Origin of the sequence: Pseudomonas sp. R4-34-07, assembly GCF_003852375.1 — a bacterium.
GTDB lineage: Bacteria > Pseudomonadota > Gammaproteobacteria > Pseudomonadales > Pseudomonadaceae > Aquipseudomonas.
This window is the reverse complement of the sequence record NZ_CP027760.1, coordinates 5,309,314-5,335,731: the sequence shown is the minus strand read 5'-3', so window position 1 is coordinate 5,335,731 and position 26,418 is coordinate 5,309,314. Positions and strand designations below refer to the sequence as shown.

General features: G+C 61.3%; 26 protein-coding genes. 17 read left to right on the top strand and 9 right to left on the bottom strand.

Features of this window, described 5'->3' with window-relative positions; translation table 11 throughout:
- Positions 1 to 61: 61 nt before the first annotated feature.
- The 10 genes from C4J85_RS24640 (at position 62) to trpE (ending at position 11,878) form a co-directional block, all read left to right on the top strand.
- Entirely contained in the window at positions 62 to 2,056 is a 1,995-nt protein-coding gene (locus tag C4J85_RS24640; RefSeq protein WP_124410911.1) for a histidine kinase, read from the top strand.
- An 18-nt stretch (positions 2,057 to 2,074) separates the two neighbouring features.
- Positions 2,075 to 2,704, top strand: coding sequence for a response regulator transcription factor (locus C4J85_RS24635; RefSeq protein ID WP_124408327.1), 630 nt, complete (start codon positions 2,075 to 2,077; stop codon positions 2,702 to 2,704).
- Positions 2,705 to 2,908: 204 nt separating this feature from the next.
- Positions 2,909 to 4,021 (top strand): ABC transporter ATP-binding protein, encoded by a 1,113-nt coding sequence (locus tag C4J85_RS24630; RefSeq protein WP_124410910.1) that lies wholly within the window; start codon positions 2,909 to 2,911, stop codon positions 4,019 to 4,021.
- 43 nt (positions 4,022 to 4,064) lie between these two features.
- On the top strand, positions 4,065 to 5,105 hold the full coding sequence (locus tag C4J85_RS24625) for an ABC transporter substrate-binding protein (RefSeq protein ID WP_124368548.1): 1,041 nt from the start codon (positions 4,065 to 4,067) through the stop codon (positions 5,103 to 5,105).
- A gap of 220 nt (positions 5,106 to 5,325) precedes the next feature.
- Positions 5,326 to 6,552, top strand: coding sequence for an ABC transporter permease (locus C4J85_RS24620; protein ID WP_124372035.1), 1,227 nt, complete (start codon positions 5,326 to 5,328; stop codon positions 6,550 to 6,552).
- 12 nt (positions 6,553 to 6,564) lie between these two features.
- Positions 6,565 to 7,389, top strand: coding sequence for an ABC transporter permease (locus tag C4J85_RS24615; protein ID WP_124410909.1), 825 nt, complete (start codon positions 6,565 to 6,567; stop codon positions 7,387 to 7,389).
- A 216-nt stretch (positions 7,390 to 7,605) separates the two neighbouring features.
- On the top strand, positions 7,606 to 8,754 hold the full coding sequence (locus C4J85_RS24610; RefSeq protein ID WP_124368546.1) for an iron-containing alcohol dehydrogenase: 1,149 nt from the start codon (positions 7,606 to 7,608) through the stop codon (positions 8,752 to 8,754).
- Positions 8,755 to 8,838: 84 nt separating this feature from the next.
- Positions 8,839 to 9,513, top strand: a complete 675-nt coding sequence (rpe, locus tag C4J85_RS24605) for a ribulose-phosphate 3-epimerase (protein WP_057723685.1) — start codon at positions 8,839 to 8,841, stop codon at positions 9,511 to 9,513.
- The gene (locus tag C4J85_RS24600; RefSeq protein ID WP_124410908.1) at positions 9,510 to 10,328 is read left to right on the top strand and encodes a phosphoglycolate phosphatase; all 819 of its coding nucleotides are present in this window, start codon (positions 9,510 to 9,512) and stop codon (positions 10,326 to 10,328) included. Before rpe ends, C4J85_RS24600 begins: the two co-directional genes overlap by 4 nt.
- 68 nt (positions 10,329 to 10,396) lie before the next feature.
- The gene (gene trpE / locus C4J85_RS24595; protein WP_124410907.1) at positions 10,397 to 11,878 is read left to right on the top strand and encodes an anthranilate synthase component I; all 1,482 of its coding nucleotides are present in this window, start codon (positions 10,397 to 10,399) and stop codon (positions 11,876 to 11,878) included.
- A 136-nt stretch (positions 11,879 to 12,014) separates the two neighbouring features.
- On the opposite strand, the gene estP is transcribed toward trpE, so the two are convergent.
- Entirely contained in the window at positions 12,015 to 13,937 is a 1,923-nt protein-coding gene (gene estP / locus C4J85_RS24590) for an esterase EstP (RefSeq protein ID WP_124410906.1), read from the bottom strand.
- A 424-nt stretch (positions 13,938 to 14,361) separates the two neighbouring features.
- Here estP and C4J85_RS24585 point away from each other — a divergent pair, with 424 nt between their 5' ends.
- From C4J85_RS24585 to C4J85_RS24570, 4 genes are all read left to right on the top strand, one after another.
- Complete coding sequence (locus C4J85_RS24585; protein WP_124410905.1) at positions 14,362 to 14,955, top strand: aminodeoxychorismate/anthranilate synthase component II; 594 nt, start codon at positions 14,362 to 14,364, stop codon at positions 14,953 to 14,955.
- A 9-nt stretch (positions 14,956 to 14,964) separates the two neighbouring features.
- Complete coding sequence (gene trpD, locus C4J85_RS24580) at positions 14,965 to 16,014, top strand: anthranilate phosphoribosyltransferase (protein WP_057723690.1); 1,050 nt, start codon at positions 14,965 to 14,967, stop codon at positions 16,012 to 16,014.
- A complete protein-coding gene (gene trpC / locus C4J85_RS24575; RefSeq protein ID WP_124410904.1) occupies positions 16,011 to 16,847 on the top strand; it encodes an indole-3-glycerol phosphate synthase TrpC in 837 nt (278 codons plus the stop codon). Before trpD ends, trpC begins: the two co-directional genes overlap by 4 nt.
- A 158-nt stretch (positions 16,848 to 17,005) precedes the next feature.
- Positions 17,006 to 17,701, top strand: a complete 696-nt coding sequence (locus tag C4J85_RS24570; RefSeq protein ID WP_124410903.1) for a lipoate--protein ligase family protein — start codon at positions 17,006 to 17,008, stop codon at positions 17,699 to 17,701.
- Here the strand turns inward: C4J85_RS24570 and crp are convergent.
- On the bottom strand, positions 17,698 to 18,342 hold the full coding sequence (gene crp / locus C4J85_RS24565; protein WP_124364629.1) for a cAMP-activated global transcriptional regulator CRP: 645 nt from the start codon (positions 18,340 to 18,342) through the stop codon (positions 17,698 to 17,700). The two genes, C4J85_RS24570 and crp, sit on opposite strands and share 4 nt — an antisense overlap.
- A gap of 245 nt (positions 18,343 to 18,587) precedes the next feature.
- On the opposite strand from crp, the gene C4J85_RS24560 reads away from it, so the two are divergent.
- Entirely contained in the window at positions 18,588 to 19,010 is a 423-nt protein-coding gene (locus tag C4J85_RS24560; protein WP_124364628.1) for an OsmC family protein, read from the top strand.
- 141 nt (positions 19,011 to 19,151) lie between these two features.
- Here C4J85_RS24560 and coq7 read toward each other — a convergent pair whose 3' ends face one another.
- From coq7 to hemJ, 6 genes are all read right to left on the bottom strand, one after another.
- Positions 19,152 to 19,799: a 2-polyprenyl-3-methyl-6-methoxy-1,4-benzoquinone monooxygenase gene (gene coq7, locus C4J85_RS24555; protein ID WP_124364627.1), complete on the bottom strand. Its 648-nt coding sequence runs from the start codon at positions 19,797 to 19,799 to the stop codon at positions 19,152 to 19,154.
- Between the two features lie 84 nt (positions 19,800 to 19,883).
- The gene (locus C4J85_RS24550) at positions 19,884 to 20,222 is read right to left on the bottom strand and encodes a histidine triad nucleotide-binding protein (RefSeq protein ID WP_124364626.1); all 339 of its coding nucleotides are present in this window, start codon (positions 20,220 to 20,222) and stop codon (positions 19,884 to 19,886) included.
- A gap of 45 nt (positions 20,223 to 20,267) precedes the next feature.
- On the bottom strand, positions 20,268 to 21,056 hold the full coding sequence (locus C4J85_RS24545; protein WP_124410902.1) for an SDR family oxidoreductase: 789 nt from the start codon (positions 21,054 to 21,056) through the stop codon (positions 20,268 to 20,270).
- Positions 21,057 to 21,118: 62 nt separating this feature from the next.
- A complete protein-coding gene (locus tag C4J85_RS24540) occupies positions 21,119 to 22,081 on the bottom strand; it encodes a DUF805 domain-containing protein (RefSeq protein WP_124410901.1) in 963 nt (320 codons plus the stop codon).
- Positions 22,082 to 22,150: 69 nt separating this feature from the next.
- Positions 22,151 to 23,113 (bottom strand): nitronate monooxygenase family protein, encoded by a 963-nt coding sequence (locus C4J85_RS24535; RefSeq protein WP_124410900.1) that lies wholly within the window; start codon positions 23,111 to 23,113, stop codon positions 22,151 to 22,153.
- A 23-nt stretch (positions 23,114 to 23,136) separates the two neighbouring features.
- On the bottom strand, positions 23,137 to 23,565 hold the full coding sequence (gene hemJ / locus C4J85_RS24530; protein ID WP_124368536.1) for a protoporphyrinogen oxidase HemJ: 429 nt from the start codon (positions 23,563 to 23,565) through the stop codon (positions 23,137 to 23,139).
- A gap of 135 nt (positions 23,566 to 23,700) precedes the next feature.
- Here hemJ and argC point away from each other — a divergent pair, with 135 nt between their 5' ends.
- Both argC and erpA read left to right on the top strand, forming a co-directional pair.
- A complete protein-coding gene (gene argC, locus C4J85_RS24525) occupies positions 23,701 to 24,735 on the top strand; it encodes an N-acetyl-gamma-glutamyl-phosphate reductase (RefSeq protein WP_010206935.1) in 1,035 nt (344 codons plus the stop codon).
- A gap of 164 nt (positions 24,736 to 24,899) precedes the next feature.
- The gene (erpA, locus tag C4J85_RS24520; RefSeq protein ID WP_003176443.1) at positions 24,900 to 25,250 is read left to right on the top strand and encodes an iron-sulfur cluster insertion protein ErpA; all 351 of its coding nucleotides are present in this window, start codon (positions 24,900 to 24,902) and stop codon (positions 25,248 to 25,250) included.
- A 75-nt stretch (positions 25,251 to 25,325) separates the two neighbouring features.
- Here the strand turns inward: erpA and C4J85_RS24515 are convergent, their stop codons facing one another.
- Entirely contained in the window at positions 25,326 to 26,417 is a 1,092-nt protein-coding gene (locus tag C4J85_RS24515; RefSeq protein WP_124410899.1) for an anhydro-N-acetylmuramic acid kinase, read from the bottom strand.
- Position 26,418 lies beyond the last annotated feature (1 nt).

Sequence of the window (26,418 nt, the reverse complement as noted above, 5' to 3'; positions counted from 1 at the left end):
GAAATGATTCCAGCAGCCTAATGGGTTGATCAGTATTTGTCAGTGATGTGAGACGTGGATCATGGGTTTTCGCTTCCTGCTGGTTATCGGCTGTCTGTGGGTTGCCTTGATGGCGAACGCCGCGCCGGCACCCGCTACACCCCAGGCGCAACTGAATGCGCAGCAGCGCGAATGGCTGGCGCTGCACCCGCAATTGCGCGTGGGCTTGGTATTGCAGGCGCCTTACGCACAGTACGACCGACGGCTGCAGCGCTTGTCCGGGGCCAATGTCGAGTTGATGCAGTGGCTGGCCAAAGCGCTGGGCATCGAGCTGACCTGGCGTAACTTTCCTGATCTGGAGCAGTTGGAAGCCGCCGTGCGTGACGGCGAGGTGGATATCGCTCCCGGCCTGCAGCAAACCCCGGCCGGCTTGCGCCTGTGGTTGTTCAGCGACCCTTATATGCGGGTGCCTCAGCATATCGTCGGCATTCGCGAAGGCGGCGGCGCGGTGGAGCTGGAAAAACTCGACACACACTCGCGCATCGCTGTGCGCATGCCCAGCGCGGTGGCCGACTACCTGCGCAGTACGTATCCCAACCTCAACCTGCAAGGCGTGCCCATGGAACGCCAGGCCCTGCAGTTACTGGTGAGCCGGCAGGCGCGCTATGCGGTGGTGGATGAGGCGCAACTGAGCCGGTTGGCCGGCGAGGCGGAGTTTGCCGGGCTGGCGGTGGTCGGCGATATCGGCCTGCCGCAGTTGCTGCGGGTGGCCACGCGGCATGAGTGGCCGGAACTGGCGGGCATCATGCAAAGTGCCTTGCGGGCAATACCCGCCCGCGACCTCGACCAGTTGCACAATCGCTGGCTGCAACCCCAGTACCCGCGTTTTTCCGAATCAATGGGCTTGTGGAAAAACCTCAGCGTGTTGCTGGGCCTGTTGCTGCTCGCCAGCCTCGCGGCAGTGCTCTGGCAGCGCCGCCAGCAGCGCAGTCTGGAGCACGCCCTGCTGGCGGCGCGGGAGGAAAGCGCAGCGCGTGCCGCCGGTGCCGAAGCCTTGCGGCTGACGCAGTTTTCCATCGATCAAAGTACGGTCGGCATCCTGTGGGTCAATTGGGACAGCCATGTGCGGTACGCCAACCGCGCCGCCGAAAGCATGCTCGGCTATGGCCCTGGCGCGTTGATCGAACGGCCGCTGATCGATCTTGACCCGGCCTTGAGCATGGACCGCTGGCTCAACCTGTGGAAGCGCGCGCGTGCCAGCGAGGACGGCGCCCAGACCTTCGCCACCGATTGCCTGCGCGCTGACGGCAGCATCCTGCCCGCCGATGTGTCCTTGAGCTTTCTGCGCTTTGCCGACGGCGAGTATCTGGTGGTGTACCTGACGGACGTCACCGAGCGCCGCCGCTATGTGGCCGCCTTGCTGCAAAGCGAGGCGCAGTTGCGCGAATTGTCAGCCCACCTGGAAACGGTGCGCGAAGAAGAAAAGGCGCGTATCGCCCGCGAGGTTCACGACGAACTCGGGCAGATGCTCACCGTGCTCAAGCTGGAAACCTCGATGTGCGAATTGGCCTATGCACAGCTCGACCCGGGCCTCAACGAGCGCTTGAACAGTATGAAGCGCCTGATCGCGCAGCTCTTCCAACTGGTGCGGGATGTGGCAACCGCGCTGCGCCCGCCGATTCTCGACGCCGGCATTGCTTCGGCCATCGAATGGCAGGCGCGACGTTTCGAAGCGCGCACGCAGATTCCCTGCCTGGTCAAAGTCCCGGAAAACGTGCCGGTGCTGAGCGATGCCAAGGCCATCGGCCTGTTTCGCATTCTGCAGGAGGCCCTGACCAATGTGATGCGCCATGCCCAGGCGCATACTGTAGAACTCACGCTGGAGATGGACGGCCCAGACCTGCGGCTGACTATCAGCGATGACGGTATCGGCTTCGTGCAGGCCCAAGGGCGGCCGGTATCGTTCGGCCTGGTCGGCATGCGTGAGCGGGTGCTGATCATGGGCGGGCAGTTGTCCCTGGTCAGTGAGCTGGGGGAGGGCACCACCCTGAGCGTCACGGTGCCGTTGAATGCATGACACTAAAAGGAAATTCCCGTGATCCGCGTACTGGTAGCCGAAGACCACACCATTGTTCGTGAAGGCATCAAGCAATTGATCGGCCTGGCCAAAGACCTGCTGGTTGTGGGTGAAGCGAGCAATGGCGAGCAGTTGCTGGAGACTTTGCGACATGTGCCCTGCGAAGTGGTGTTGCTGGATATCTCCATGCCCGGCGTGAATGGCCTGGAAGCCATCGCGCGCATTCGTGCGCTGAATAACCCGCCGGCCATCCTGGTGCTGTCCATGCACGATGAAGCGCAGATGGCCGCTCGTGCCCTCAAGGTTGGCGCGGCCGGCTATGCCACCAAGGACAGCGACCCGGCGCTGTTGCTGATGGCGATTCGCAAGGTCGCGGCGGGCGGGCGTTATATCGACCCGGACCTGGCCGACCGCATGGTTTTCGAAGTCGGCCTGACGGACTCACGCCCCTTGCATTCGCTGTTGTCGGAGCGCGAGTTTTCGGTGTTCGAACGCCTGGCCCAGGGCGCCAACGTGAACGACATCGCCGCGCAACTGGCCCTGAGCAGCAAAACCATCAGCACCCACAAGGCGCGCTTGATGCAAAAGCTCCATATCACCTCCCTGGCCGAGCTGGTGAAATACGCCATGGAACACAAGCTGCTGTAGCGGCGTATCCATTAACGACACCGCGCAAGCGCCGCCCAGCGAAGGCTTGTCGCTGCACTGTCCCATGCCCGCCATGTGTGTAGGGCGATCCCTACCCCGAACCTTCCATCCGGCTGATGTGATTCTCTCCTGGCCCCCGATTTCCGGGGCCTCGCGCCTGGACTACGCTTGTGTCACAGCAGTCCAAAACACAAAGGTGCGGGTATGAGCGAGGTGGATTCAAATGATGTGCTGGTCAGCTTTCGTGGCGTGCAGAAAAGCTACGATGGCGAAAACCTGATCGTCAAAGACCTCAACCTGGAGATTCGCAAGGGCGAGTTCCTCACCTTGCTTGGGCCGTCCGGTTCGGGCAAGACCACCAGCCTGATGATACTGGCCGGTTTTGAAACGCCCACCGCTGGCGAAATCCAGCTGGCTGGCCGCTCGATCAATAACGTGCCGCCGCACAAGCGCGATATCGGCATGGTGTTCCAGAACTACGCCTTGTTCCCGCACATGACCGTGGCCGAGAACCTGGCATTTCCCCTGTCCGTACGTGGCTTGAGCAAGACCGACATCAGCGAGCGGGTCAAGCGCGTGCTGAGCATGGTTCAGCTCGACGCCTTCGCCCAGCGCTACCCCGCGCAACTGTCCGGTGGCCAGCAACAGCGGGTGGCCCTCGCCCGCGCATTGGTGTTCGAGCCGCAGTTGGTGCTGATGGACGAACCCCTCGGCGCCCTCGACAAGCAACTGCGCGAACACATGCAGATGGAAATCAAGCACCTGCACCAGCGCCTCGGCGTCACCGTGGTGTATGTGACCCACGACCAGGGCGAAGCCTTGACCATGTCCGACCGCGTGGCGGTGTTCCACCAGGGCGAAATTCAGCAGATCGCCGCGCCGCGCACCCTCTACGAAGAACCGAAAAACACCTTTGTGGCCAACTTCATCGGCGAAAACAACCGCCTCAATGGCCGTCTGCACAGCCACACCGGCGAGCGCTGCGTGGTGGAGCTGGCGCGCGGCGAGAAGGTGGAAGCGCTGGCGGTGAACGTCGGCCAGATCGGCGGCCCGGTGACCCTGTCGGTGCGCCCGGAGCGCGTCAGCCTCAATGGGGCGAGTGACAATTGCATCAACCGTTTTTCCGGGCGGGTGGCGGAGTTCATCTACCTGGGCGACCACGTGCGTTTGCGCCTGGAAGTCTGCGGCAAGACCGATTTTTTCGTGAAACAACCGATCGCCGAGCTGGACCCGGCCCTGGCGGTCGGCGACGTAGTACCGATTGGCTGGCAAGTCGAGCACGTTCGCGCACTCGACCCACTTCTAGAGGCGAACTGATCGCCCCCTGGCTTCACCAACCCTGCACGTGGAGAGCACAACAATGTTGAGATCCCTTAAGTTTTCCGTCCTGGCTATCGGCCTGATGGGCGCGACACAGGCCATGGCAGGCCCGGACCTGACCGTCGTATCGTTTGGCGGCGCCAACAAGGCGGCCCAGGTCAAGGCCTTCTATGCACCGTGGGAAAGCGCGGGCAACGGCAAGATCATCGCCGGTGAATACAACGGTGAGATGGCCAAGGTCAAAGCCATGGTCGACACCAAGAGCGTGTCCTGGGACCTGGTGGAAGTGGAGTCGCCTGAGCTTTCCCGTGGGTGCGACGAAGACATGTTCGAGCCCCTGGACCCGAAACTGTTCGGCAACACGGCAGACTACGTCAAAGGCGCGATCCAGCCCTGCGGCGTAGGCTTCTTCGTATGGTCGACGGTGCTGGCCTATAACGCCGACAAACTGGCGTCCGCACCCGCCGGCTGGGCGGATTTCTGGGACACCAAGAAATTCCCGGGCAAGCGTGGCCTGCGCAAAGGCGCCAAGTACACCCTGGAATTCGCCTTGATGGCCGACGGCGTCGCGCCTAAGGACGTCTACAAAGTGCTGGCCGGCAAAGACGGCCAGGACCGTGCGTTCAAGAAACTCGACGAACTCAAAGCCTCGATCCAATGGTGGGAGGCCGGTGCGCAACCGCCGCAGTACCTCGCTTCGGGCGACGTGGTGATGAGCTCGGCCTATAACGGCCGCATCGCCGCCGTGCAGAAAGAAAGCAACCTGAAAGTGGTGTGGAACGGCGGCATCTATGACTTCGATGCCTGGGCCATTCCAAAGGGCCTGGCCAAGGACCGCGCCGAAGCGGCGAAGAAATTCATCGCCTTCTCGGTGCAGCCGCAGCAGCAGAAGACCTACTCCGAAAACATCGCCTACGGCCCGGCCAACACCCAGGCCGTACCGTTGCTGGCCAAGGACGTGCTCAAGGACATGCCGACCACCCCGGAAAACATCGCCAACCAGGTGCAGATCGATGTGAGTTTCTGGGCCGATAACGGCGAGCAGCTCGAGCAGCGCTTCAATTCCTGGGCTGCCAAGTAACACCGCATCACCCTGTGGGAGGGGGCAAGCCTTGAGGCTTTTTGTAGGAGCGAGGCGGGCGGCTAGCCCTTGCTCGCGAAGAACTCAGGGCCCCGCGTTTATTCAGAATGAACGCGTTGCCTGGGCGTTTTTCGCGAGCAAGCTCGCTCCTACACTGGCATTAGGGCAAGCCCCCTCCCACAAGGGATTTGCATTTATCTTCAAGATCCGGAGTTCAGCCATGGCCCTCGCCATTCCCACCCTCAAGCAGCGCCTGGCCCGTGCCGAGCGGCTCAATCGCTGGAAAGCCCAGGCCTTGATTGCGCCGCTGGTGCTGTTTTTGCTGCTGGTGTTCCTGGTGCCCATTGTTGCGCTGCTCTACAAGAGCGTCGGCAACCCGGAAGTGGTGGGCGGCTTGCCGCGTACGGTGGTGGCGGTGACGGCTTGGGATGGCCGTGGCTTGCCCGGCGAGCCGGTGTACCAGGCGCTCAGTGAAGACCTGGCTCAAGCGCGCAAAAACCAGACCCTTGGCGATCTGTCCAAACGCTTGAACATGGAACTGGCCGGCTATCGCAGCCTGCTCACCAAAACCGCGCGGGCGCTGCCGTTTACCGAAGCGCCGGCCTCTTATAAAGCCGCGCTGGAAACCCTCGACGAACGTTGGGGCGACCCGGCGTACTGGCAGGCGATCCGGCGCAATACCAGCAGCCTGACGCCTTACTACCTGCTGGCGGCCGTCGATCATCGTATTGACGACTTGGGCGAAATCGCTCCGGCCACCCCCGACCAGGCCATCTACCTGGATATCTTCGCCCGAACGTTCTGGATGGGCCTGGTGATCACGGTCATCTGCCTGCTGCTGGCCTATCCCCTGGCTTACCTGTTGGCCAACCTGCCGGCGCGCAAAAGCAACCTGCTGATGATCCTGGTACTGCTGCCATTCTGGACCTCGATCCTGGTGCGGGTGGCGGCGTGGATCGTATTGCTGCAATCCGGCGGCCTGATCAACAGCGCCCTGATGGGCCTGGGCCTGATCGATGCGCCGCTGGAGCTGGTGTTCAACCGTACCGGTGTGTACATCTCCATGGTGCATATCCTGCTGCCGTTCATGATTCTGCCGATCTACAGCGTGATGAAAGGCATCTCGCCGACGTACATGCGGGCGGCGATTTCCCTGGGCTGCCATCCGTTCGCCAGCTTCTGGCGCGTGTACTTCCCGCAAACCTACGCCGGCGTCGGCGCCGGTTGCCTGTTGGTGTTCATCCTGGCGATTGGTTACTACATCACCCCGGCCTTGCTGGGCAGCCCGAACGACCAGATGGTCAGCTACTTCGTGGCCTTCTACACCAACACCAGCATCAACTGGGGCATGGCCACGGCGTTGGGCGGCTTGCTGCTGCTGGCGACGGTGTTGCTGTACCTGATCTACAACCGGCTGGTGGGCGCCAGTCGCCTGCGCCTGAGCTGAGGAGACCTTGCGATGCTGAGCCCTTATATGTCACCGGTGGAGCGGCTGTGGTTCTACAGCCTGCGGATTCTGTGTGGCCTGATCCTGCTGTTCCTGATCCTGCCGGTGCTGGTGATCATCCCGCTGTCGTTCAACAGCGGCAGTTTCCTGGTGTACCCGTTGCAGGGCTTCTCACTGCAGTGGTATCAGGACTTCTTCGCCTCGGCCGAGTGGATGCGTGCCCTGAAGAACAGCATCATCGTCGCCCCGGCAGCCACGGTGCTGGCGATGGTGTTCGGCACGCTGGCGGCGATTGGCCTGACCCGTGGCAATTTCCCTGGCAAGGCCTTGGTGATGGCCCTGGTGATTTCGCCGATGGTGGTGCCGGTGGTGATCATTGGCGTGGCCAGTTACCTGTTCTTCGCCCCGCTGGGCCTGGGCAACAGCTTTTTCTCGCTGATCGTGGTGCATGCGGTACTGGGCGTGCCGTTTGTCATCATCACCGTGTCGGCGACCTTGCAAGGGTTCAACCACAATCTGGTGCGGGCGGCGGCCAGCCTGGGCGCGTCACCGTTGACTGCGTTTCGCCGCGTGACCTTGCCGCTGATCGCGCCGGGGGTGATTTCCGGGGCGTTGTTCGCCTTCGCCACGTCGTTCGATGAGGTGGTGGTGACGCTGTTCCTCGCCGGGCCGGAGCAAGCCACATTGCCCAGGCAGATGTTCAGCGGCATCCGTGAAAACCTCAGCCCCACCATTGCCGCAGCGGCGACCCTGCTGATCGGCTTCTCGGTGGTGCTGTTGCTGACCCTGGAGTGGCTGCGCGGCCGTAGCGAGAAGCTGCGCAGCGCCCAGGTCTAAAGCCTGTTGGAGATCAAAATGTGGGAGGGGGCTTGCTCCCGATAGCATTCTTTCAGTTGATGAATAAGTCGACTGACAAAATGCTATCGGGAGCAAGCCCCCTCCCACAGTGGATTTGTATTGGCTCGGAAATCACTATTCGGATCCTGAATAGCAGACAACCTGTTTCGGTCAGCTATTCTTGTGCCAGCCCATCACCGACAAGAGGCCGCGCACATGAGTACTTCCTCATTCAAGATCGCCCACAAACTGCTGACCGGCGCTGGCGCCATTGAGCAACTCGGCGCCGAGTTGACGCGCCTGGATGTGGATAACCCGCTGATCGTCACCGATGCCGCGCTGGTCAAGTCCGGCACCGTCGCGCTGGCACTCGAACATCTGGGCGGGCGAACTTATGAAATTTTCGACCGCGTGCTGCCCGACCCGGAAATCGCCATTGTCGAAGATTGCATGCAGGCCTACCGCGACGGCGGGCACGACGGCCTGATCGGCGTGGGCGGCGGCAGTGCCATCGACATCGCCAAGAGCGTGGCCGCATACGCCGGTTACCACGGCGCCCTGGCGGATTTGTTCGGCGTCGACCAGGTACCGCGCAAGGGCCCGCCGCTGATCGCGATTCCCACTACCGCCGGCACCGGCTCCGAGGTGACCAATGTGGCGATTCTTTCCGACAAGGTCGCCCAGCTGAAAAAAGGCATCGTCAGCGACTACCTGCTGCCGGATGTCGCGCTGATCAGCCCGCAAATGACCCTGACCTGCCCACGCAGCGTCACTGCCGCCAGTGGCGTCGACGCGCTGGTGCATGCCATTGAATCCTACCTGTCACTGAACGCCTCGCCGATCACCGATGCCCTGGCGATCGGCGCGATCAAGCTGATTGCCGGCGCCTTGCCCAAGGTTTATGCCAACCCGGCCAACCTGCAGGCCCGTGACGATATGGCCACCGCCAGCCTGATGGCCGGCATGGCCTTTGGCAACGCGGGTGTGGGCGCGGTGCATGCGCTGGCGTATCCGTTGGGCGGCCGGTTCAACATTGCCCACGGCGTGAGCAACGCACTGTTGCTGCCCTATGTGATGCACTGGAACAAGCTGGCCTGTGTCGAGCGGATGCGTGACATCGCCCAGGCCATGGGGGTAAATGTCAGCGGGTTGAGCGTGAATGATGCCGCCGACCAGGCCGTCGAGGCGATGACGCGACTGTGCGCCGCCGTCGAGATTCCATCGGGCCTGCGCAGTTTCGGCGTGCCGGAGGAAGCTATTCCGGCGATGGCCACTGAAGCGGCGGGTATCGAACGCCTGATGCGCAACAATCCGCGCCAGCTCAGTGCCGCCGATATCGAGAAAATCTACCGGGCTGCGTACTAGCCGTTGAGTTAGGTCACGGTGCGCACGGCAAAGCATGAGGTATACAATGCGCGCCATCGTGATTTAGCTCAAAAAAGGTGCGTCATGCAGCCCTTCGTCATTGCTCCATCGATTCTCTCCGCCGACTTCGCCCGCCTGGGCGAAGAAGTGGACAAGGTATTGGCCGCGGGTGCCGACTTCGTGCACTTCGACGTCATGGACAACCATTACGTGCCCAACCTGACCATCGGCCCGATGGTGTGCGCTGCGCTGCGCAAATATGGGATTACCGCGCCGATCGACGCGCACCTGATGGTCAGCCCGGTGGACCGCATCGTCGGCGACTTCATCGACGCCGGCGCGACCTACATCACCTTCCACCCGGAAGCCACGCTGCACGTCGACCGCACTCTGCAATTGATCCGCGAAGGCGGCTGCAAGGCGGGCCTGGTGTTCAACCCGGCCACGCCGCTGAGTGTGCTGGAGTACGTGATGGACAAGGTCGACATGGTCCTGCTGATGAGCGTCAACCCAGGCTTTGGCGGGCAGAAGTTCATCCCCGGCACCCTGAACAAGCTGCGCGAAGCGCGGGCGCTGATCGATGCGTCGGGCCGGGAGATCCGCCTGGAGATCGACGGCGGGGTCAATGTGAACAATATCCGTGAAATCGCGGCGGCGGGCGCCGACACCTTTGTGGCCGGCTCGGCGATCTTCAACGCGCCGGATTACCAGGAAGTGATCGCCAAGATGCATGCCGAACTGGCGCTGGCGCGCCCATGAGCGGCTTTGAGCAGCTGTTCCCCGGCAAATTGCCACGGCTGGTGATGTTCGATCTGGACGGTACCTTGATCGACTCGGTGCCTGACCTTGCGGCGGCGGTGGACCAGATGCTGCTCAAACTGGGGCGCAAGCCTGCGGGGATCGAGGCGGTGCGTGAATGGGTCGGCAACGGCGCGCCGATGCTGGTGCGGCGGGCGCTGGCAGGCCATATCGACGCCACCGGTGTGGACGAGATGGAAGCCGAACAGGCCCTGCAATTGTTCAACGCCGCCTATGAAAGCAGCCACGAACGGACGGTGGTGTATCCCGGCGTGCGTGACACCCTCAAGTGGCTGAGCAAGCAGGGCGTGGAAATGGCCCTGATCACCAACAAGCCGGAGCGCTTCGTCGCACCGCTGTTGGACCAGATGAAGATCGGCCGGTATTTTCGCTGGATCATCGGCGGCGATACCCTGCCGCAGAAAAAGCCTGACCCGGCGGCGCTGTTTTTCGTGATGAAAATGGCGAATATTCCGGCGTCCCAATCGTTGTTCGTCGGCGACTCGCGCAGCGATGTATTGGCGGCAAAAGCGGCGGGGGTGCAGTGCGTGGCCTTGAGTTACGGCTACAACCATGGCCGGCCGATTGCAGAAGAATCGCCAGCGCTGGTCATCGATGACCTGCGCCTGTTAATCCCCGGTTGCTTGGGCGCGGGCGCTGAGATAACGTTGCCCGACATCGACCCGTCCCCTACTGGAAATGCCATCGTGGTGGTCACTCGCAAACTCTGGATGAAAGTCATCAAGGCCCTGGCCCGCTGGCGTTGGCGCGCCTGACTGATCCCCGCCGCGCTGCGGCCCGTTTGCCTACCTGACCGATTGACCCTCACACCACGAGGCACCTGATGATCCGCGAAGAATTCCTGCGTTTGGCCGCTGCCGGCTATAACCGTATCCCCATGGCCTGTGAAACCCTGGCCGACTTCGACACGCCGCTGTCGATCTACCTGAAACTGGCCGACGAGCCGAACTCTTATCTGCTGGAATCGGTACAGGGCGGCGAGAAGTGGGGCCGTTATTCGATCATCGGCCTGCCGTGCCGCACGGTACTGCGAGTGCATGACCATCATGTGAGCATCACCCATGATGGCATCGAGATCGAAAGCCATGATGTAGAAGACCCGCTGGCCTTCGTCGAAGCCTTCAAGGCGCGCTACAACGTGCCGACCATTCCCGGCCTGCCGCGTTTCAACGGCGGTCTGGTGGGGTATTTCGGTTATGACTGCGTGCGCTACGTGGAGCAGCGCTTGGGTAAATGCCCGAACCCGGACCCGCTCGGCGTGCCGGACATCTTGCTGATGGTCTCCGACGCGGTGGTGGTGTTCGACAACCTCGCCGGCAAGATGCATGCGATTGTGCTGGCCGACCCTGCCCAGGCGGACGCCTTCGAGCAAGGCCAGGCCAGCCTCGAAGCGCTGCTGGAAAAACTGCGCCAGCCGATCACCCCGCGCCGTGGCCTGGACCTCAGCCGTCCGCCCGCCGCCGACCCGGTATTTCGCTCCAGCTTTACCCAGGCGGACTACGAGCGGGCAGTCGATACCATCAAGGAATACATCCTCGCCGGTGACTGCATGCAGGTGGTGCCCTCGCAACGGATGTCCATCGACTTCAAGGCCGCGCCGATCGACCTGTATCGAGCGCTGCGTTGCTTCAACCCGACGCCGTATATGTATTTCTTCAATTTCGGTGACTTCCACGTGGTGGGCAGCTCGCCGGAAGTGCTGGTGCGCGTCGAAGACAACCTGATCACCGTGCGCCCGATCGCCGGTACGCGCCCGCGTGGCGCCACCGAAGAAGCGGATCTGGCGCTGGAAGAAGACCTGTTGAGCGACGACAAGGAAATCGCCGAGCACCTGATGCTGATCGACCTGGGGCGTAATGACACCGGGCGGGTCTCGGAAATCGGCTCGGTGAAGTTGACCGAGAAGATGGTCATCGAGCGGTATTCCAATGTGATGCATATCGTGTCCAACGTCACCGGTGAGCTGAAGGCCGGCCTGACCGCGATGGACGCACTGCGCGCGATTCTGCCGGCCGGTACCTTGTCGGGCGCACCAAAGATTCGCGCCATGGAAATCATCGACGAACTGGAGCCGGTCAAGCGGGGCGTCTACGGCGGCGCAGTGGGGTATTTCGCCTGGAACGGCAACATGGACACGGCGATTGCGATCCGTACGGCGGTGATCAAGGACAGCGAACTGCATGTGCAGGCCGGTGGCGGCATCGTGGCTGACTCGGTGCCGGCCCTTGAATGGGAGGAAACCCTGAACAAGCGCCGGGCGATGTTCCGTGCGGTGGCGTTGGCTGAGCAAACGCCGCAGGGTTGAAGGCTGGCGCCGATCAAAATGTGGGAGGGGGCTTGCTCCCGATAGCGGTGTATCAGTCGCAGATGCAGTGACTGAGACTCTGCTATCGGGAGCAAGCCCCCTCCCACATTGGTTTTGTGTTGGTTTTACGAGCGCATCAGAAATCCAGACTCACCCCGACACTGACCCCTTGCTGGGTCAAATTGTCATCCTTCCTCACGTTGTACGCCGCTCGTAACGCCAGTTCCTGCGTCAGCTTGTGGCTGACCCCCAGGCTCAAGCGATCCGAATTGCTGCGCGGCGTATATCCGTCCAGCTTGAAGTCGAGCCCTTGCACGCTGTTGAGCGAAATATTCACCTTCTGGGTGTCATTTTCGAACTCGTGCTCGTGGGCCACTTCGCCAAACACCTGGGTGTGCGGTGTGATGCGGTAGCTGCCCTGCAGCCCGACGCCCAGGCGCTTGGAGTCGCGCTGCTGGTCATCGAAGGTCAGGGCGGTGGAGCGGCTGTCTTTTTCCGAGTAGCCGTTCACTTCGACCCGCGCGTAATCGGCGCTGATAAAGGGCGACAGGTGCCAGTCACTGTCCGGCGCGGCGATGTCATAACCCACGCGACCACTCAGGGCCCATAGCCAGCCATCGGTGTCACCCTTTTCCGCCCCCTCGCTGACGCCCAGGGCGAACTTGCGCTTGAGGCTGTCGAAGTCCAGCTTGCCGCCGGTCAAGGCGGCGTCGGCCCACCAGTGATTCTGTTGATACTGGGCGAATGCAGTGCCCATGTAGCTGTTGAGCTTGTAATCCGAGTCGCTGGCGCCGGCTTCCAGTGTCTGGCGGTACAGGCCTGCGGCTACGCCCACGCGCCAGGCCTCGTTGAGTCGGTAGCTGCCACCGATGTTGAGGTTATAGCCACTGCCATCGCCGCTGGCCGAGCTGCTCTGGTCATCGAAATCCAGACGCTGGCCACCGCCCGCCACGATCGCGCGCCATTGGCCCACGGCTTGCCATTGGCCGGTGTCTGCCTGCCATTGATTGCGCAATTCATCTTGATGGGCGCGCAATGTGCCTTGGGCCATTTCCGGCAGCAGGGTCAGCTCCCAGGGCGCCGCGAGCAGGGAATAGGCGTAGTCGGCGATCAGCTGTTGCCCGGCGACGGTAGGATGGACCGAGTCGTTGTAGATCAGCTTGGTCGGGTCCGGATTGGTGCCGCCGATGCCGTAGACCGGGTTGGCGGTGCAGCTGTTTCCACTGAAACAGGTACCGGTCAAGTTTTGCCCGGTGGCGAGGCCGAAGCGGGCCGGATCGACGAAGGCTTCGTTCAACAACAACGGAATGTTCAGCGGGATGATCTGTGCATCGATCTGCGACAGGCGCTGTACCAGGGACTGGTTGAAAATAGTGCTCAGGGCCGACGTCGCCGCCTGCTGCGGGGTGCCATTGATGGCCGGCGTCAGTCCGAGGTCGGGCAGCATCCATACCATGATGTAACGCGCGCCGGCTTGTTGCAGGGCCTGGGCACTGTCCGCCAGTCGCCCGCCGGCGGCGACCGCTTGAGCGGGGCTGAGTACGCGACCCTGGAGGAAGTCATTGCCGCCTCCGGACAGAAAGTACAGCGCATTTGGATCGGCCAGCCCGCCGTTTGCCGGCAGGTAACCCTGTCGACTGCGCAGCACCGTGCCGCCCCCTGCGTTGCCGGGGGGGATCGCAGCGTTGGAAACCGAAGTAATGGAGTCGAGGATATTGTCGGTACGGTAGCCGCCGACCGCCCAGTTGTTGCCGTCCGGCAAGCCCTGGGCCGCGCGCACCGGTGAGGTGGAGGCATTCAGGTCGTTTGGTGCCACACCCAGTTTTGCGCCGAGCAAGGTCGAAGAAACGAGACCGTAATCCCCTTGGAACGTCGGCCCGGTGCGGTTGGTAAAGCGCAACGTCGATCCGGCGCTGCCGTCGGGGAACTGACCGGCATCAGCCAGGCTGTCGCCGAACACCACCATGGTTGAGTAGGGTGACGGTGCCGCATAGGCCTGCGCGCAAGCCAGGGAAAGCAGGCCGGCAGCCAGGGGCGCGAAGAACGGAGCTCTGAGCATGGAAAATTCCATTGAGTTGTTTTTATGTCTGAATCGAAACACTAGCAAAGTATTGAGCGTTTTCTATAGCGCAAAACCGAATTTTCCTACGGGCATCCCATCGAGCATAAGCCCGTATTTGCTGCTCCATATTGCACCGCTGGCGAGGCTACGTTACTGTGCCTGAACGTATGAATGAGACCCTCCCCGTGTTGATCATCAGCAAACTCTTGATGCGAGTAGTCAAGGCACACGCCCGTTGGCGTTGGCGCACCTGACATTTTTCCCTGCCGGCCTGGCCGGATCTGTACCGATTTGCCTTCTTTACCTTTTGTCTGACGCCCCTTGCCGTTCACCCCGGCAACCGGAACGTGCGTCTGGCAGCGGGCCACACGCTTGGAAGGCGGTCATTTGAAATCAGTGAATTCAAGAGGTTTGAACCCACATGTTGCTGATGATTGATAACTACGATTCGTTTACCTACAACGTTGTGCAGTACCTGGGCGAGCTGGGTGCCGAGGTCAAGGTCGTGCGCAACGACGAACTGACCGTCGCCGAGATCGCCGCACTGAATCCGGAACGGATCGTGGTTTCGCCTGGCCCGTGCACGCCGAACGAAGCGGGCATCTCCCTGGAAGCCATTCAGTATTTTTCCGGCAAGCTGCCAATTCTCGGCGTGTGCCTGGGCCATCAGTCCATTGGCCAGGCGTTTGGCGGCGACGTGGTGCGCGCGCGCCAGGTGATGCACGGCAAGACCAGCCCGGTATTCCACAAGGATCTGGGCGTGTTCCACGGCTTGAACCTGCCCGTGACCGTGACCCGTTATCACTCGTTGGTGGTCAAGCGCGACACCCTGCCCGAGTGCCTGGAACTGACGGCCTGGACCCAGCTGGAAGACGGCTCGGTCGACGAGATCATGGGCCTGCGCCACAAGACACTGAATATCGAAGGGGTGCAGTTTCACCCTGAATCGATCCTGACCGAGCAGGGCTACGAGCTGTTCGCCAATTTTCTCAAGCAGAGCGGCGGCACGCGCTAAGGACTTTCCATGGATATCAAGACTGCCCTGGGCCGTATCGTCGGTCACCTGGACCTGAGCACCGCTGAAATGAGCGATGTGATGCGCGAGATCATGACCGGCCAGTGCTCCGACGCACAGATCGGCGCCTTTATGATGGCCATGCGCATGAAGAGCGAAAGCATCGACGAAATCGTCGGCGCCGTATCGGTGATGCGCGAGCTGGCGGACAAGGTCGAACTCAAGACCCTCGACGGCGTGGTCGATGTGGTCGGCACCGGCGGCGACGGTGCGAACATCTTCAACGTATCGACGGCGTCCTCGTTCGTGGTCGCGGCAGCGGGTTGCACCGTGGCCAAGCACGGCAACCGCGCGGTGTCCGGCAAAAGTGGCAGCGCGGACCTACTGGAAGCGGCCGGCATCTACCTGAACCTGACGCCGGTACAGGTGGCACGCTGCATCGACAGCGTCGGCATCGGCTTCATGTTTGCCCAGTCTCACCACGGCGCGATGAAACACGCGGCCGGCCCGCGCAAGGACCTTGGCCTGCGTACCCTGTTCAATATGCTCGGCCCGCTTACGAATCCGGCCGGTGTGAAGCATCAAGTCGTCGGTGTATTCAGCCAGGCGTTGTGCCGGCCATTGGCCGAAGTGCTGCAGCGCCTGGGCAGCAAGCATGTGCTGGTGGTGCATTCCAAAGATGGCCTGGACGAATTCAGCCTGGCGGCACCGACCTTCGTGGCGGAGTTGAAGAACGACCAGGTTACAGAGTATTGGGTCGAGCCTGAGGACTTGGGCATGAAGAGCCAAAGCCTGCACGGCCTGGCGGTGGAAAGCCCAGCGGCGTCGCTGGAATTGATTCGTGATGCCTTGGGGCGACGCAAGACCGAAAACGGTCAAAAAGCTGCGGAAATGATTGTGCTCAATGCTGGCGCGGCACTTTACGCAGCCGACCATGCCTATAGTCTTAAGGAAGGTGTCGCCTTGGCCCACGATGCGCTGCACACCGGTCTGGCTCGCGAGAAACTTGAAGAACTCGGAGCATTCACCGCCGTATTCAAGATGGAGAATGAAGCATGAGTGTTCCGACCGTTCTGGAAAAAATCCTGGCGCGCAAGGCTGAAGAAGTCGCCGAGCGCCGTGCCCGCGTGAGCCTGGCCGAGCTGGAAACCCTGGCAAAAGCTGCTGATGCGCCACGAGGGTTTGCCAGGGCCTTGCTCGAACAGGCCAAGAAGAAGCAGCCGGCGGTGATCGCCGAGATCAAGAAGGCCTCACCGAGCAAAGGCGTGATCCGCGAGCACTTCGTGCCACAGGAAATCGCCGTCAGCTATGAAAAGGGTGGGGCGACGTGCCTGTCCGTACTGACCGATGTTGATTTCTTCCAGGGTTCTGATCTGTTCCTGCAGCAGGCGCGCGCCGCGTGCACATTGCCGGTGATCCGCAAGGATTTCATGGTTGATCCCTACCAGATCGTCGAAGCGCGCGCCCTGGGCGCCGACTGTGTGCTGCTGATCGTTTCCGCGCTGGATGACGTGAAGATGGCCGAGCTGGCAGCGGTAGCCAAGAGTGTGGGCCTGGATGTATTGGTCGAAGTGCACGACGGCGACGAGTTGGAGCGTGCACTGAAGACCCTCGACACACCGCTGGTGGGGGTCAACAACCGTAACCTGCACACCTTCGATGTCAGCCTGGAAACCACCCTCGACCTGCTGCCGCGTATTCCCCGTGACCGCTTGGTGATCACCGAGAGCGGCATCGTCAACCGTGCCGATGTGGAGCTGATGGAGATCAGCGAGGTGTATTCGTTCCTGGTCGGCGAGACGTTCATGCGCGCCGAGAATCCAGGGGCGGAACTGCAGCGTCTGTTCTTCCCGGAGCGGGGTGGGGCGGTCAGCGGTTCCACACTGGATTGATTCCGGCGCAGTCGGTATGTGAAATGCAGTAAAAGTGTGGGAGGGGGCTTGCTCCCGATAGCGGTGGTTCAGTTGACTGATTCACAACTGATACACCGCCATCGGGAGCAAGCCCCCTCCCACATTGGTCTTGTGCTTATTCAGATAGGTCAATGTTGATGACTAAGCTGGTTTCGATGACTGTGCAAGCAGGCCTTGCCGCCGAGCAGGACTTGCTGGCCGCCGTCTGCGCAGGTGAGCGGGAATACGGGCTGTTGTTCTGGCAACCCAACGATCAAGCCTTGGTCATGCCGCGCCGTTTGAGCCGATTGCCGGCTTTTGAAGCGGCCAGCCGAGTCTCGGCAGAGGCCGGTTGGCCGGTGCTGTTGCGCGAAACCGGCGGTGAGCCGGTGCCGCAGTCGGCCGCCACGGTCAATATCGCCTTGGTCTATGCGCCGCCGCGCAGTGAGGGGGATCAAGGGCGCATCGAAACCGGCTACCAGCGCCTGTGCCAGCCGATCTGCGATGTGCTGCTTGAATTGGGCGGCGAGGCGTCTATTGGCGAAATTGATGGCGCGTTTTGCGACGGTCGTTACAACGTCAATCTCAACGGGCGGAAAATGGTCGGCACGGCCCAGCGCTGGCGGCAGAGCGGTGGTCGCCCAGTGGGGTTGGTGCACGGTGCTTTATTGCTGGATAACGATCGCGATGAGTTGGTTGCGGCGGTCAATCGTTTCAATCAAGCCTGTGGCCTGGAACAGCGGGTGCGTGCTGAGAGCCATATTGCGCTGCATGAAGTGTTTCCGGTGCCGGACGTGCTCAGCCGGCTCGACACCTTGTACCGTCAGATGTTGGCAGGCTTGCTGCCAGGTTAACGGGTTCCGAACACCACCATCGTCTTGCCTTTGACGTGCACCAGGTTGCGCTCTTCCAGATCCTTGAGCACACGCCCCACCATTTCCCGCGAACAGCCCACGATGCGCCCGATTTCCTGGCGCGTGACCTTGATCTGCATTCCGTCGGGGTGGGTCATGGCGTCTGGCTGCTTGCACAGCTCCAGCAGGCAGCGAGCGACACGCCCGGTCACGTCGAAGAACGCCAGGTCGCCGACCTTGCGCGTGGTATCGCGCAGACGTTGGGCGATCTGCCCGCTCAGGGCATACAGGATGTCGGGATCATGTTGGGCCAGTTCGCGAAATTTCGTATAGCTGATCTCGGCCACTTCGCACTCCACCTTGGTGCGTACCCAAGCGCTGCGCTGTTGCTCCTTGCCGGCCTGCTCGAACAGTCCCAGCTCGCCGAAAAAATCCCCGGTGTTGAGGTAGGCGATGATCATTTCGCGACCGTCTTCGTCCTCAATCAGGATGGTGACCGAGCCCTTGATAATGAAGAACAGCGTTTCGGAGCGCTCGCCCGCGCAGATGATGTTGTGCTTGGCCGGATGACGCCGGCGCTGGCAATGCATCAGCAGCTTGTCGAGGTTCTTGATCTTGGGTGTGGGAGTAAGAGCAACCATGGTTGTATCCCGAAAAACTGCACGATGTGGTTGGATTTGTTTTTATCAGCGCGACCGGCATTGATACACGCTGTACAAACGATGGCAATGCGCCATTGATTTGGCGCCAGCTTACCAGACACATTCTGACTCGATTAGCGTATTTCACCGGCAAACGCTGTTATTGATCGTTTTCCTGCAGGGCGCTGCCGCTGCGGGGCCCTGTGCTAAGCTGGCGACCCTTTTTTAGCAGTGGAGTCTGGGCGATGAAGGCACGCATCCAATGGGCGGGCGAAGCCATGTTCCTCGGTGAATCGGGCAGTGGCCATGTGGTGGTGATGGACGGCCCGCCGGAAGCCGGTGGCCGCAACCTGGGTGTACGCCCGATGGAAATGTTGCTGCTGGGTGTCGGCGGTTGCAGCAATTTCGACGTGGTCAGTATCCTGAAAAAATCCCGTCAGGCCGTGGAAAGCTGCGAAGCCTTTCTGGAGGCCGAACGCGCAACCGAAGATCCCAAGGTGTTTACCAAGATCCATATGCATTTTGTGGTCAAGGGGCGCGCGCTGAAGGAAGCGCAGGTCAAGCGTGCCATCGAGCTGTCGGCAGAGAAGTACTGCTCGGCGTCGATCATGCTGGGCGCGGCCGGTGTGGCCATTACCCATGATTACGAAATCGTCGAGTTGGGTTGATCGTTCTCACGCTCTGCGTGGGGATGCATCTCGTGACGCTCCGCGTCACCCTTGCGCAGGTGCCGGATTTTGCGCTGAAAGCGGGACGCGGAGCGTCCTGGGTGGCATTCCCACGCGGAGCGTGGGAATGATCTTCATGCTTCAGATTCTGTAGGTGCTCTTGGTCATGACTTTGGCCAGCATGCTCATGCCGAATCTCACCGGCGCAGGAAAGCGGAAGCCGCCGGCATCCAGTGCGCTTTCAGCGTGGTGCTCTTCATCGATGCGCATCTGCTCAAGAATGGCCCGGGACTTTTCGTCCTCGGCCGGCAATTGTTCAAGGTGTTCGTCCAGGTGCTTGCAGACCTGGCGTTCGGTGGCTGCGACAAAACCGAGGCTGACCTTGTCACTGATCAGGCCGGCAGCGGCACCGATACCGAACGACAAACCGTAGAACAGCGGGTTCAACACGCTGGGATGACTGCCCAGCTGGCGAATGCGTTGTTCGCACCACGCCAGGTGGTCGATCTCTTCCTCGGCCGCGTGCTCCATCGCTGCACGTACCTGCGGTAACTTGGCGGTCAGCGCCTGGCCCTGGTACAACGCCTGGGCACAGACTTCACCGGTATGGTTGATGCGCATCAGGCCGGCCACATGGCGGGTCTCGGTCTCGCTCATCTGTGCGTCCGGCTGCACGATGGCGGGTGACGGGCGGTACGGTTGGCCGCTGAACGGCAGCAGCGTACGCATGGCTGTGTCGGCTTGCAGCAACAGACGGTCAATCGGCGAGTAGTGACGTTGGGTAGTCATGCTGACCTCCGGGAAGAATCTCGGCGGCCAGTTTACCGCAAGAGAGGACGGCGCGTTTGCGCTGAGTCAATTGCCCCTGCGAACTCAGCCCGGCGGCCAGTTCATCTGGCGCTGACCCAGCACATGCATATGAATGTGGTAAACGGTCTGCCCGCCGTCTTCGTTGCAGTTCATCACCACGCGGAAGCCTTTTTCGCAGCCTAGTTCCACCGCCAGGCGCTGGGCGGTGAACAGGATATGGCCGGCCAGGGCTTTGTCGTCTTCGGTCAGGTCATTGAGGGTGCGAATGGGTTTTTTCGGGATAACCAGAAAATGGACCGGCGCCTGTGGGGCGATGTCGTGGAAAGCCAGGACCTGGTCATCTTCATAGATGATGTTCGCGGGTATTTCCCGGTTGATGATCTTGGTGAACAGAGTATCCACAGCTGTTTCTCCAGGGTGAAAGTGAGGGTGAGTGTACTCAAGCGGTCAACGCGGGCAATAGGCCTTGTTGATGGCGCCAGCAATTTTGCGGGTCAGCCAGCGCGGGCTCAGGCGTGGGCTGAATGCCAGCCAGCGGTTGCGCCGTCCGGGGATGATAATGGCCTTGTTCTTTTCCAGCGCACGCACGGTATAGAGCGCGACTTCTTCGGGGCTCATCAACTGTTGGCTGCGGTCGAGCTTTGCGGTGTCCATTTGCGCGGTACCGAAGAAGGCGGTGCGCGTAGGGCCTGGGCACAGCACCGAGACCTTGATGCCACAGGTCTTCAGTTCCTCGCGCAAGCCTTCGGAGAAGTGCAGCACAAAGGCTTTGCTCGCGTAGTAGCTGCTCATCCACGGGCCTGGCTGGAAGGCGGCGACCGAGGCCACGTTGAGAATCTGCCCGCCGCCGTGCAGCGCCATGGCATTGCCCAGCGCATGGCACATGCGGGTCAGGGCGAGGATGTTGACTTCGATCAGGTCCTGCTCGGTCATCCAGTCCTGGGCCAGGAACGGCCCGCTGGTGCCGATACCGGCGCAGTTGACCAGCAGGTCGATCTGCCGCTCACCTTCTTCGAGTTCCAGCAAAAAACCCGACAACCGCAGCGGCTCGCCAAGGTCACAGGCGCGAAACAGCACCTCGACGCCGAAACGCTGAGTCAATTCGATCGCAATGCTTTCCAACTGATCACGCTGGCGGGCCACCAGAATCAAGCTGCGGCCACGTCGGGCCAGGGCTTCGGCCAAAGCCAGGCCGATACCGCTGGAGGCACCGGTGATCAGAGCGTAACGGGTCATGCCTTTCTCCATCGCAACGCCGCCGGCCTGTGACAGAGGCATCACAGGCGGCGGGCGTTTCTTCACTGTTCTGGAGAGTCTACAGGTTCGGCCGCGTCGTCAGCACTTTGCGCGGCGTCTTCATCACCGATGACGCTTTGGTCGGCATCTTCATCGGTGCTCAGGGAGCTGCTTTCATAGCTGCTGCCCATGTTGGCTTCGAGTTGGTCCAGGTAGCCGTTCATGCCCAGGGTGACCACGACGATGAGCATCAACGGGATAAACGCCAGCCACAACGAAGCCAGGATTTTAACCGCTGTGGAGTTGCGCGGTGGGGGCGCACCGTACTGGTTGGCGCCAGTGTTACCCGGCAGTACCAGCAGCAGCAGAGGGAACACGCTGTTCACCAGCGGAACCAGGTTCAGCAAATACAGCCAGCCAGACCAGCCCAGGTCGTGCAGGCGCTGCACGCCGATTTGCACGCTTACCACGACGAGCGCAACGAACAGTGCAAAGCCCAGCAGCGAACCGAGAATGATCGCGATCGTTGGCGAGGCAGTGGCCACCGCGAAACCCACGGTGCTGATGATGCCTGCAGCCACAAGCATCGCGACGGTCAGTGCCAGCGTCCAGGCGAGATAGCGCAGGCGACCGATACGCCCGTGGATAGTGAAGACCTTGAGCGTGGCGTACTCCGGCAAGCTATCACCGACCGCAGCGCGTGGCGGTGCGTAAGGCGATGCGGCGGTGTGCGAGAAGTCCGAGGCCGATGCGCCTGTTTCGTGGGTTTCGGCAAGGCTGAAAGCCACGGGTTGTTCGGCTTCGATACGTGCCTCGACCCCGGCGTTTTGCAAGGCGGTGAGGTAGGTGTCGGCATCGGCGCGGGACAGATCGCGCTTGAGCGCGACCGGGCGGCCGGTGAAAAGCTTTTCGATCGCTTCGACATCGCTCTTGAACAGCTCGGCGAGGTTCAGTTTGGCGGTGGTGCTTTCGACACCCGGGCGCAAGGCTCCGTCGAACACAATCTTGAAACGGCTGTCGCTCATGCGGGCATCCTTGTCACTTGATCAGGGGAGGGTATGCAGGCTGCCCAATTGGCAGGCCTGGTATTAGGTTCAACGTGGCCAGCGCAATTGTGCCGCGTTTTCGCGTGCCTGGCGGTATTGCGCATCCAGTCGCGCGACGAGTTCATCCACGCTCGGCAAATCATTGATCTCACCGACGCCTTGGCCGGCAGACCATACAGTCTTCCATGCTTTGGCCTCATCGCTCAACGGTTTGAGCTTGGAGCCGAGGTTGACCTCACCTTTGCCTTGAAGGGCAGCGAGATCAAAACCGGCGTTTTCCAGGCTCTGGCGCATAAAGCTTGCAGGTACGCCGGAAACAGCCGGAGTGTGCACGATGTCGGCGGCGCGCGCTGTGAGCAGCATCTCTTTATACGCATCCGGGGCGTGGCTTTCGGTGGTGCCGATAAAGCGCGTGCCGAAATACGCCAGGTCCGCGCCAAGCACTTGGGCGGCGAGAATCTCCCGACCGTGGTTAAGACAGCCGGCCAGCAACAGGGTTTTGTCGAAGAACTGGCGTATTTCGGCAATCAGCGCGAACGGGCTCCAGGTGCCGGCGTGACCGCCCGCGCCGGCGGCGACCGCGATCAGGCCGTCGACGCCTGCTTCAGCGGCTTTTTCGGCATGGCGACGAGTAGTTACGTCATGAAACACCAGGCCGCCGTAGCTGTGCACGGCATCGACCAGTTCCTTCACCGCACCGAGGCTGGTGATAACGATGGGCACTTTGTGCTCGACGCAGATCGCCAGGTCGGCCGCCAGTCGTGGGTTACTGTTGTGCACGATCAGGTTGACGGCATAGGGCGCTGGGTTATCCAACAGCGCCAGGCCGGCTTCGATTTCCTCCAGCCAGGCCCTGAAGCCGCTGCTTTCGCGTTGATTGAGCGCCGGGAAACTGCCGACGACCCCGTTGCGGCAGCAGGCCAGCACCAGTTGCGGGTTGGAAATCAGGAACATCGGCGCAGCCACCACAGGCAGGCGCAGACGTTGTTCAAGCAGGACGGGCAGCGACATTGGAGGTTCCCCGGGTAATGACGTTAAAACGGTTTGACCACGACCAGAATTACGACCGCCAGCAATATCAGAACGGGCACTTCATTGAACCAGCGATAAAAGACATGGCTGCGGGTGTTTTCGCCACGGGCGAAGCGTTTTACCTGCGCGCCGCACATGTGGTGGTAGCCGATCAGCAGGACGACCAGGGTGAGTTTGGCGTGGATCCACGCGCCCGATTGGAAAATACCGGGGTTGAGCACCAGCAACCAGATGCCGAAGACCAGCGTGGCAACCATCGCCGGGCCCATGATGCCCCGGTACAGCTTGCGCTCCATGACGCTGAAGCGCTCCTTGCTGACGGTGTCTTCACTTTGGGCGTGGTAGACAAACAGGCGTGGCAGGTAGAACAGCCCGGCAAACCAGCAGACGATGCTGACGATATGGAAGGCTTTGACCCATAGATAGAGCATTTTCAGTAATTCCCAGGTTCACGGTAGCGAAGATAGTAGTAGCTCATGCGCCCGTACGTCACGTTGGCGGTTGTCGCAGGGCGATACGGCCCCTATTATCGACGGCTTTCCAGTGGGTTCGTTGAGGGCAGGTTTATGGTCAAGGTCGGTATCGTCGGCGGCACGGGTTACACCGGTGTCGAATTGCTGCGTCTGTTGGCTCAGCATCCGCAGGCTGAGGTGGTGGTCATCACTTCACGCTCCGAGGCTGGCCTGGCCGTGGCCGATATGTACCCCAACCTGCGAGGCCACTACGACGGCCTGGCCTTCAGTGTGCCGGACATCAAGACGTTGGGCGCCTGTGATGTGGTGTTCTTCGCCACGCCTCACGGGGTTGCGCACGCATTGGCCGGCGAGCTATTGGCGGCGGGCACCAAGGTTATCGATCTGTCGGCGGACTTCCGCTTGCAAGATGCCGATGAGTGGGCCAAGTGGTACGGCCAGCCCCACGGCGCGCCAGAGTTACTGGAGGAGGCGGTGTACGGCTTGCCGGAAGTCAATCGTGAGCAGATCAAGCAGGCCCGCCTGATCGCGGTGCCGGGTTGCTATCCGACTGCGACCCAGCTGGGTTTCCTGCCGCTGTTGGAAGCCGGCTTGGCGGATGCCTCGCGTCTGATCGCGGACTGCAAGTCGGGCGTCAGCGGTGCTGGTCGTGGAGCTGCAGTGGGCTCGCTGTACTCCGAAACCTCGGAAAGCATGAAAGCCTATGCAGTCAAAGGGCATCGTCACCTGCCTGAAATTCGCCAGGGGTTGCGCCGTGCTGCGGGTAAGGATGTGGGCCTGACCTTCGTACCGCATCTGACGCCGATGATCCGTGGGATCCACTCCACGTTATACGCGACCGTTGTCGATCGCTCGGTAGACCTGCAGGCATTGTTCGAAAAGCGTTATGCCAACGAACCGTTCGTCGATGTGATGCCGGCGGGCAGCCATCCGGAAACCCGTAGCGTGCGGGGCGCCAACGTGTGCCGGATTGCGGTGCATCGTCCGCAGGATGGCGACCTGGTGGTGGTGCTGTCGGTGATCGATAACCTGGTCAAGGGCGCATCGGGCCAGGCGGTGCAGAACATGAACATCCTGTTTGGTCTGGATGAGAAGTTGGGCTTGTCCCATGCGGGCATGTTGCCTTAAGGCGTCGCCCTGATGCGCAAAAGGCCCGTAAGTCGGGCCTTTTGTATTTTTACGGGGTGCAACGCAGATTGATATACCGTAACAATAGTTGACCGCTTTTCTAGGAGAAGCGGATAATAACGGCCATTACGCATATGGCGGCGCTACGCCGGGAGATTATCAGCATGAGCGTTGAATCCTTCACCCCCACGGCTTTGCAATTCACCCACGGTGCTGCGCACAAGGTGAAGAGCCTGGTCGATGAAGAGGGTAATGATCGCTTGAAGCTGCGCGTATTCGTTACGGGCGGCGGTTGTTCAGGGTTTCAGTACGGTTTTACCTTCGATGAAGATGTGGCCGATGACGACACCATCGTTGAGCGCGAGGGCGTGAGCCTGGTCGTTGATCCGATGAGCTTCCAGTACCTGGCGGGTGCTGAAGTGGATTACCAGGAAGGGCTCGAGGGGTCGCGTTTCGTGATCAAGAACCCTAATGCTACGACGACCTGTGGTTGCGGGTCGTCGTTCTCGATCTGATCGAAGCCTGATTTGCACGCATAAAAAAACGCCGCTTGGCTTTGATCGGCCAAGCGGCGTTTTGCTGCCTGGCGATCAGGCCGGGTAGATCGCGCCCAGCACGCGCAGCCCGCGAGCACCCGTGACGCTAGGGCGGTTCGCGGCGATGCCTTCCAGGCAGCAATGGGCCAGCCAGGCGAAGGCCATGGCTTCCACCCAGTCGGGGTCTACGCCATAGAGCGCGGTGCTACTGACCTGTGTGGACGGTAGCAGCGCGGCCAATCGATTCATCAGCGTTCCGTTGTGGGCGCCGCCGCCGCATATCAACAGGGTTTCTGTCTGAGGTTGGGCGCTTTGCAGAGATTCGACGATGGTCAGGCTGGTCAGCTCCAGCAAGGTGGCTTGCACGTCCTCGGGAAGAAACGCTGGCAGCCCGTCGAGATGTTGCTGCAGCCAACGCAGATTGAAAACTTCCCGGCCGGTACTTTTCGGGCCTTTGGTCGCGAAAAAAGGGTCGCTGAGCAGCGTGTTGAGTAACTGCGGCTGAACTTTGCCGCTGGCTGCCCATTGCCCGTTACGATCAAAGTGTTCGCCACGTTGATGATGAATCCACGCGTCCAGCAAGACATTACCCGGGCCGCAGTCGAAGCCCGATACCGGCCTGCCGGTTTCTATCAGGCTCAGGTTGCTGAAACCGCCGACATTCAACACCGCACGCTTGCCGGCACTTTCACCGAACAGCGCCTCGTGGAAGGCAGGTACCAAGGGTGCGCCCTGACCGCCTGCGGCAACGTCGCGGCTGCGGAAGTCACTGACCACCGTGATGCCAGTCAGCTCGGTGAGCAACGCAGGATTGCCGATCTGTACCGTAAAACCTCGGGAAGGTTCATGGCGGATGGTCTGCCCGTGGCTGCCAATCGCACGGATGTCCTGGGGTGTGAGGTTTTGCTGGTCCAGCAAAGTGTGGATGCCTTGAGCGGCGAGTGTCACCCAGGATTGCTGGGCGATTGCCGAACGGGCGATCTCATCCGGGCCGCTGGCGCACAGGCTTAGCAGCTCGGCGCGCAGAGGGGCAGGCATGGGGATGTAATGGGTGGCGATCAGACTGATCGCCGAATCTTGTTCGATAAGGGCGATATCCAGGCCATCGAGGCTGGTCCCGGACATCACACCGATATAACGCGGCATG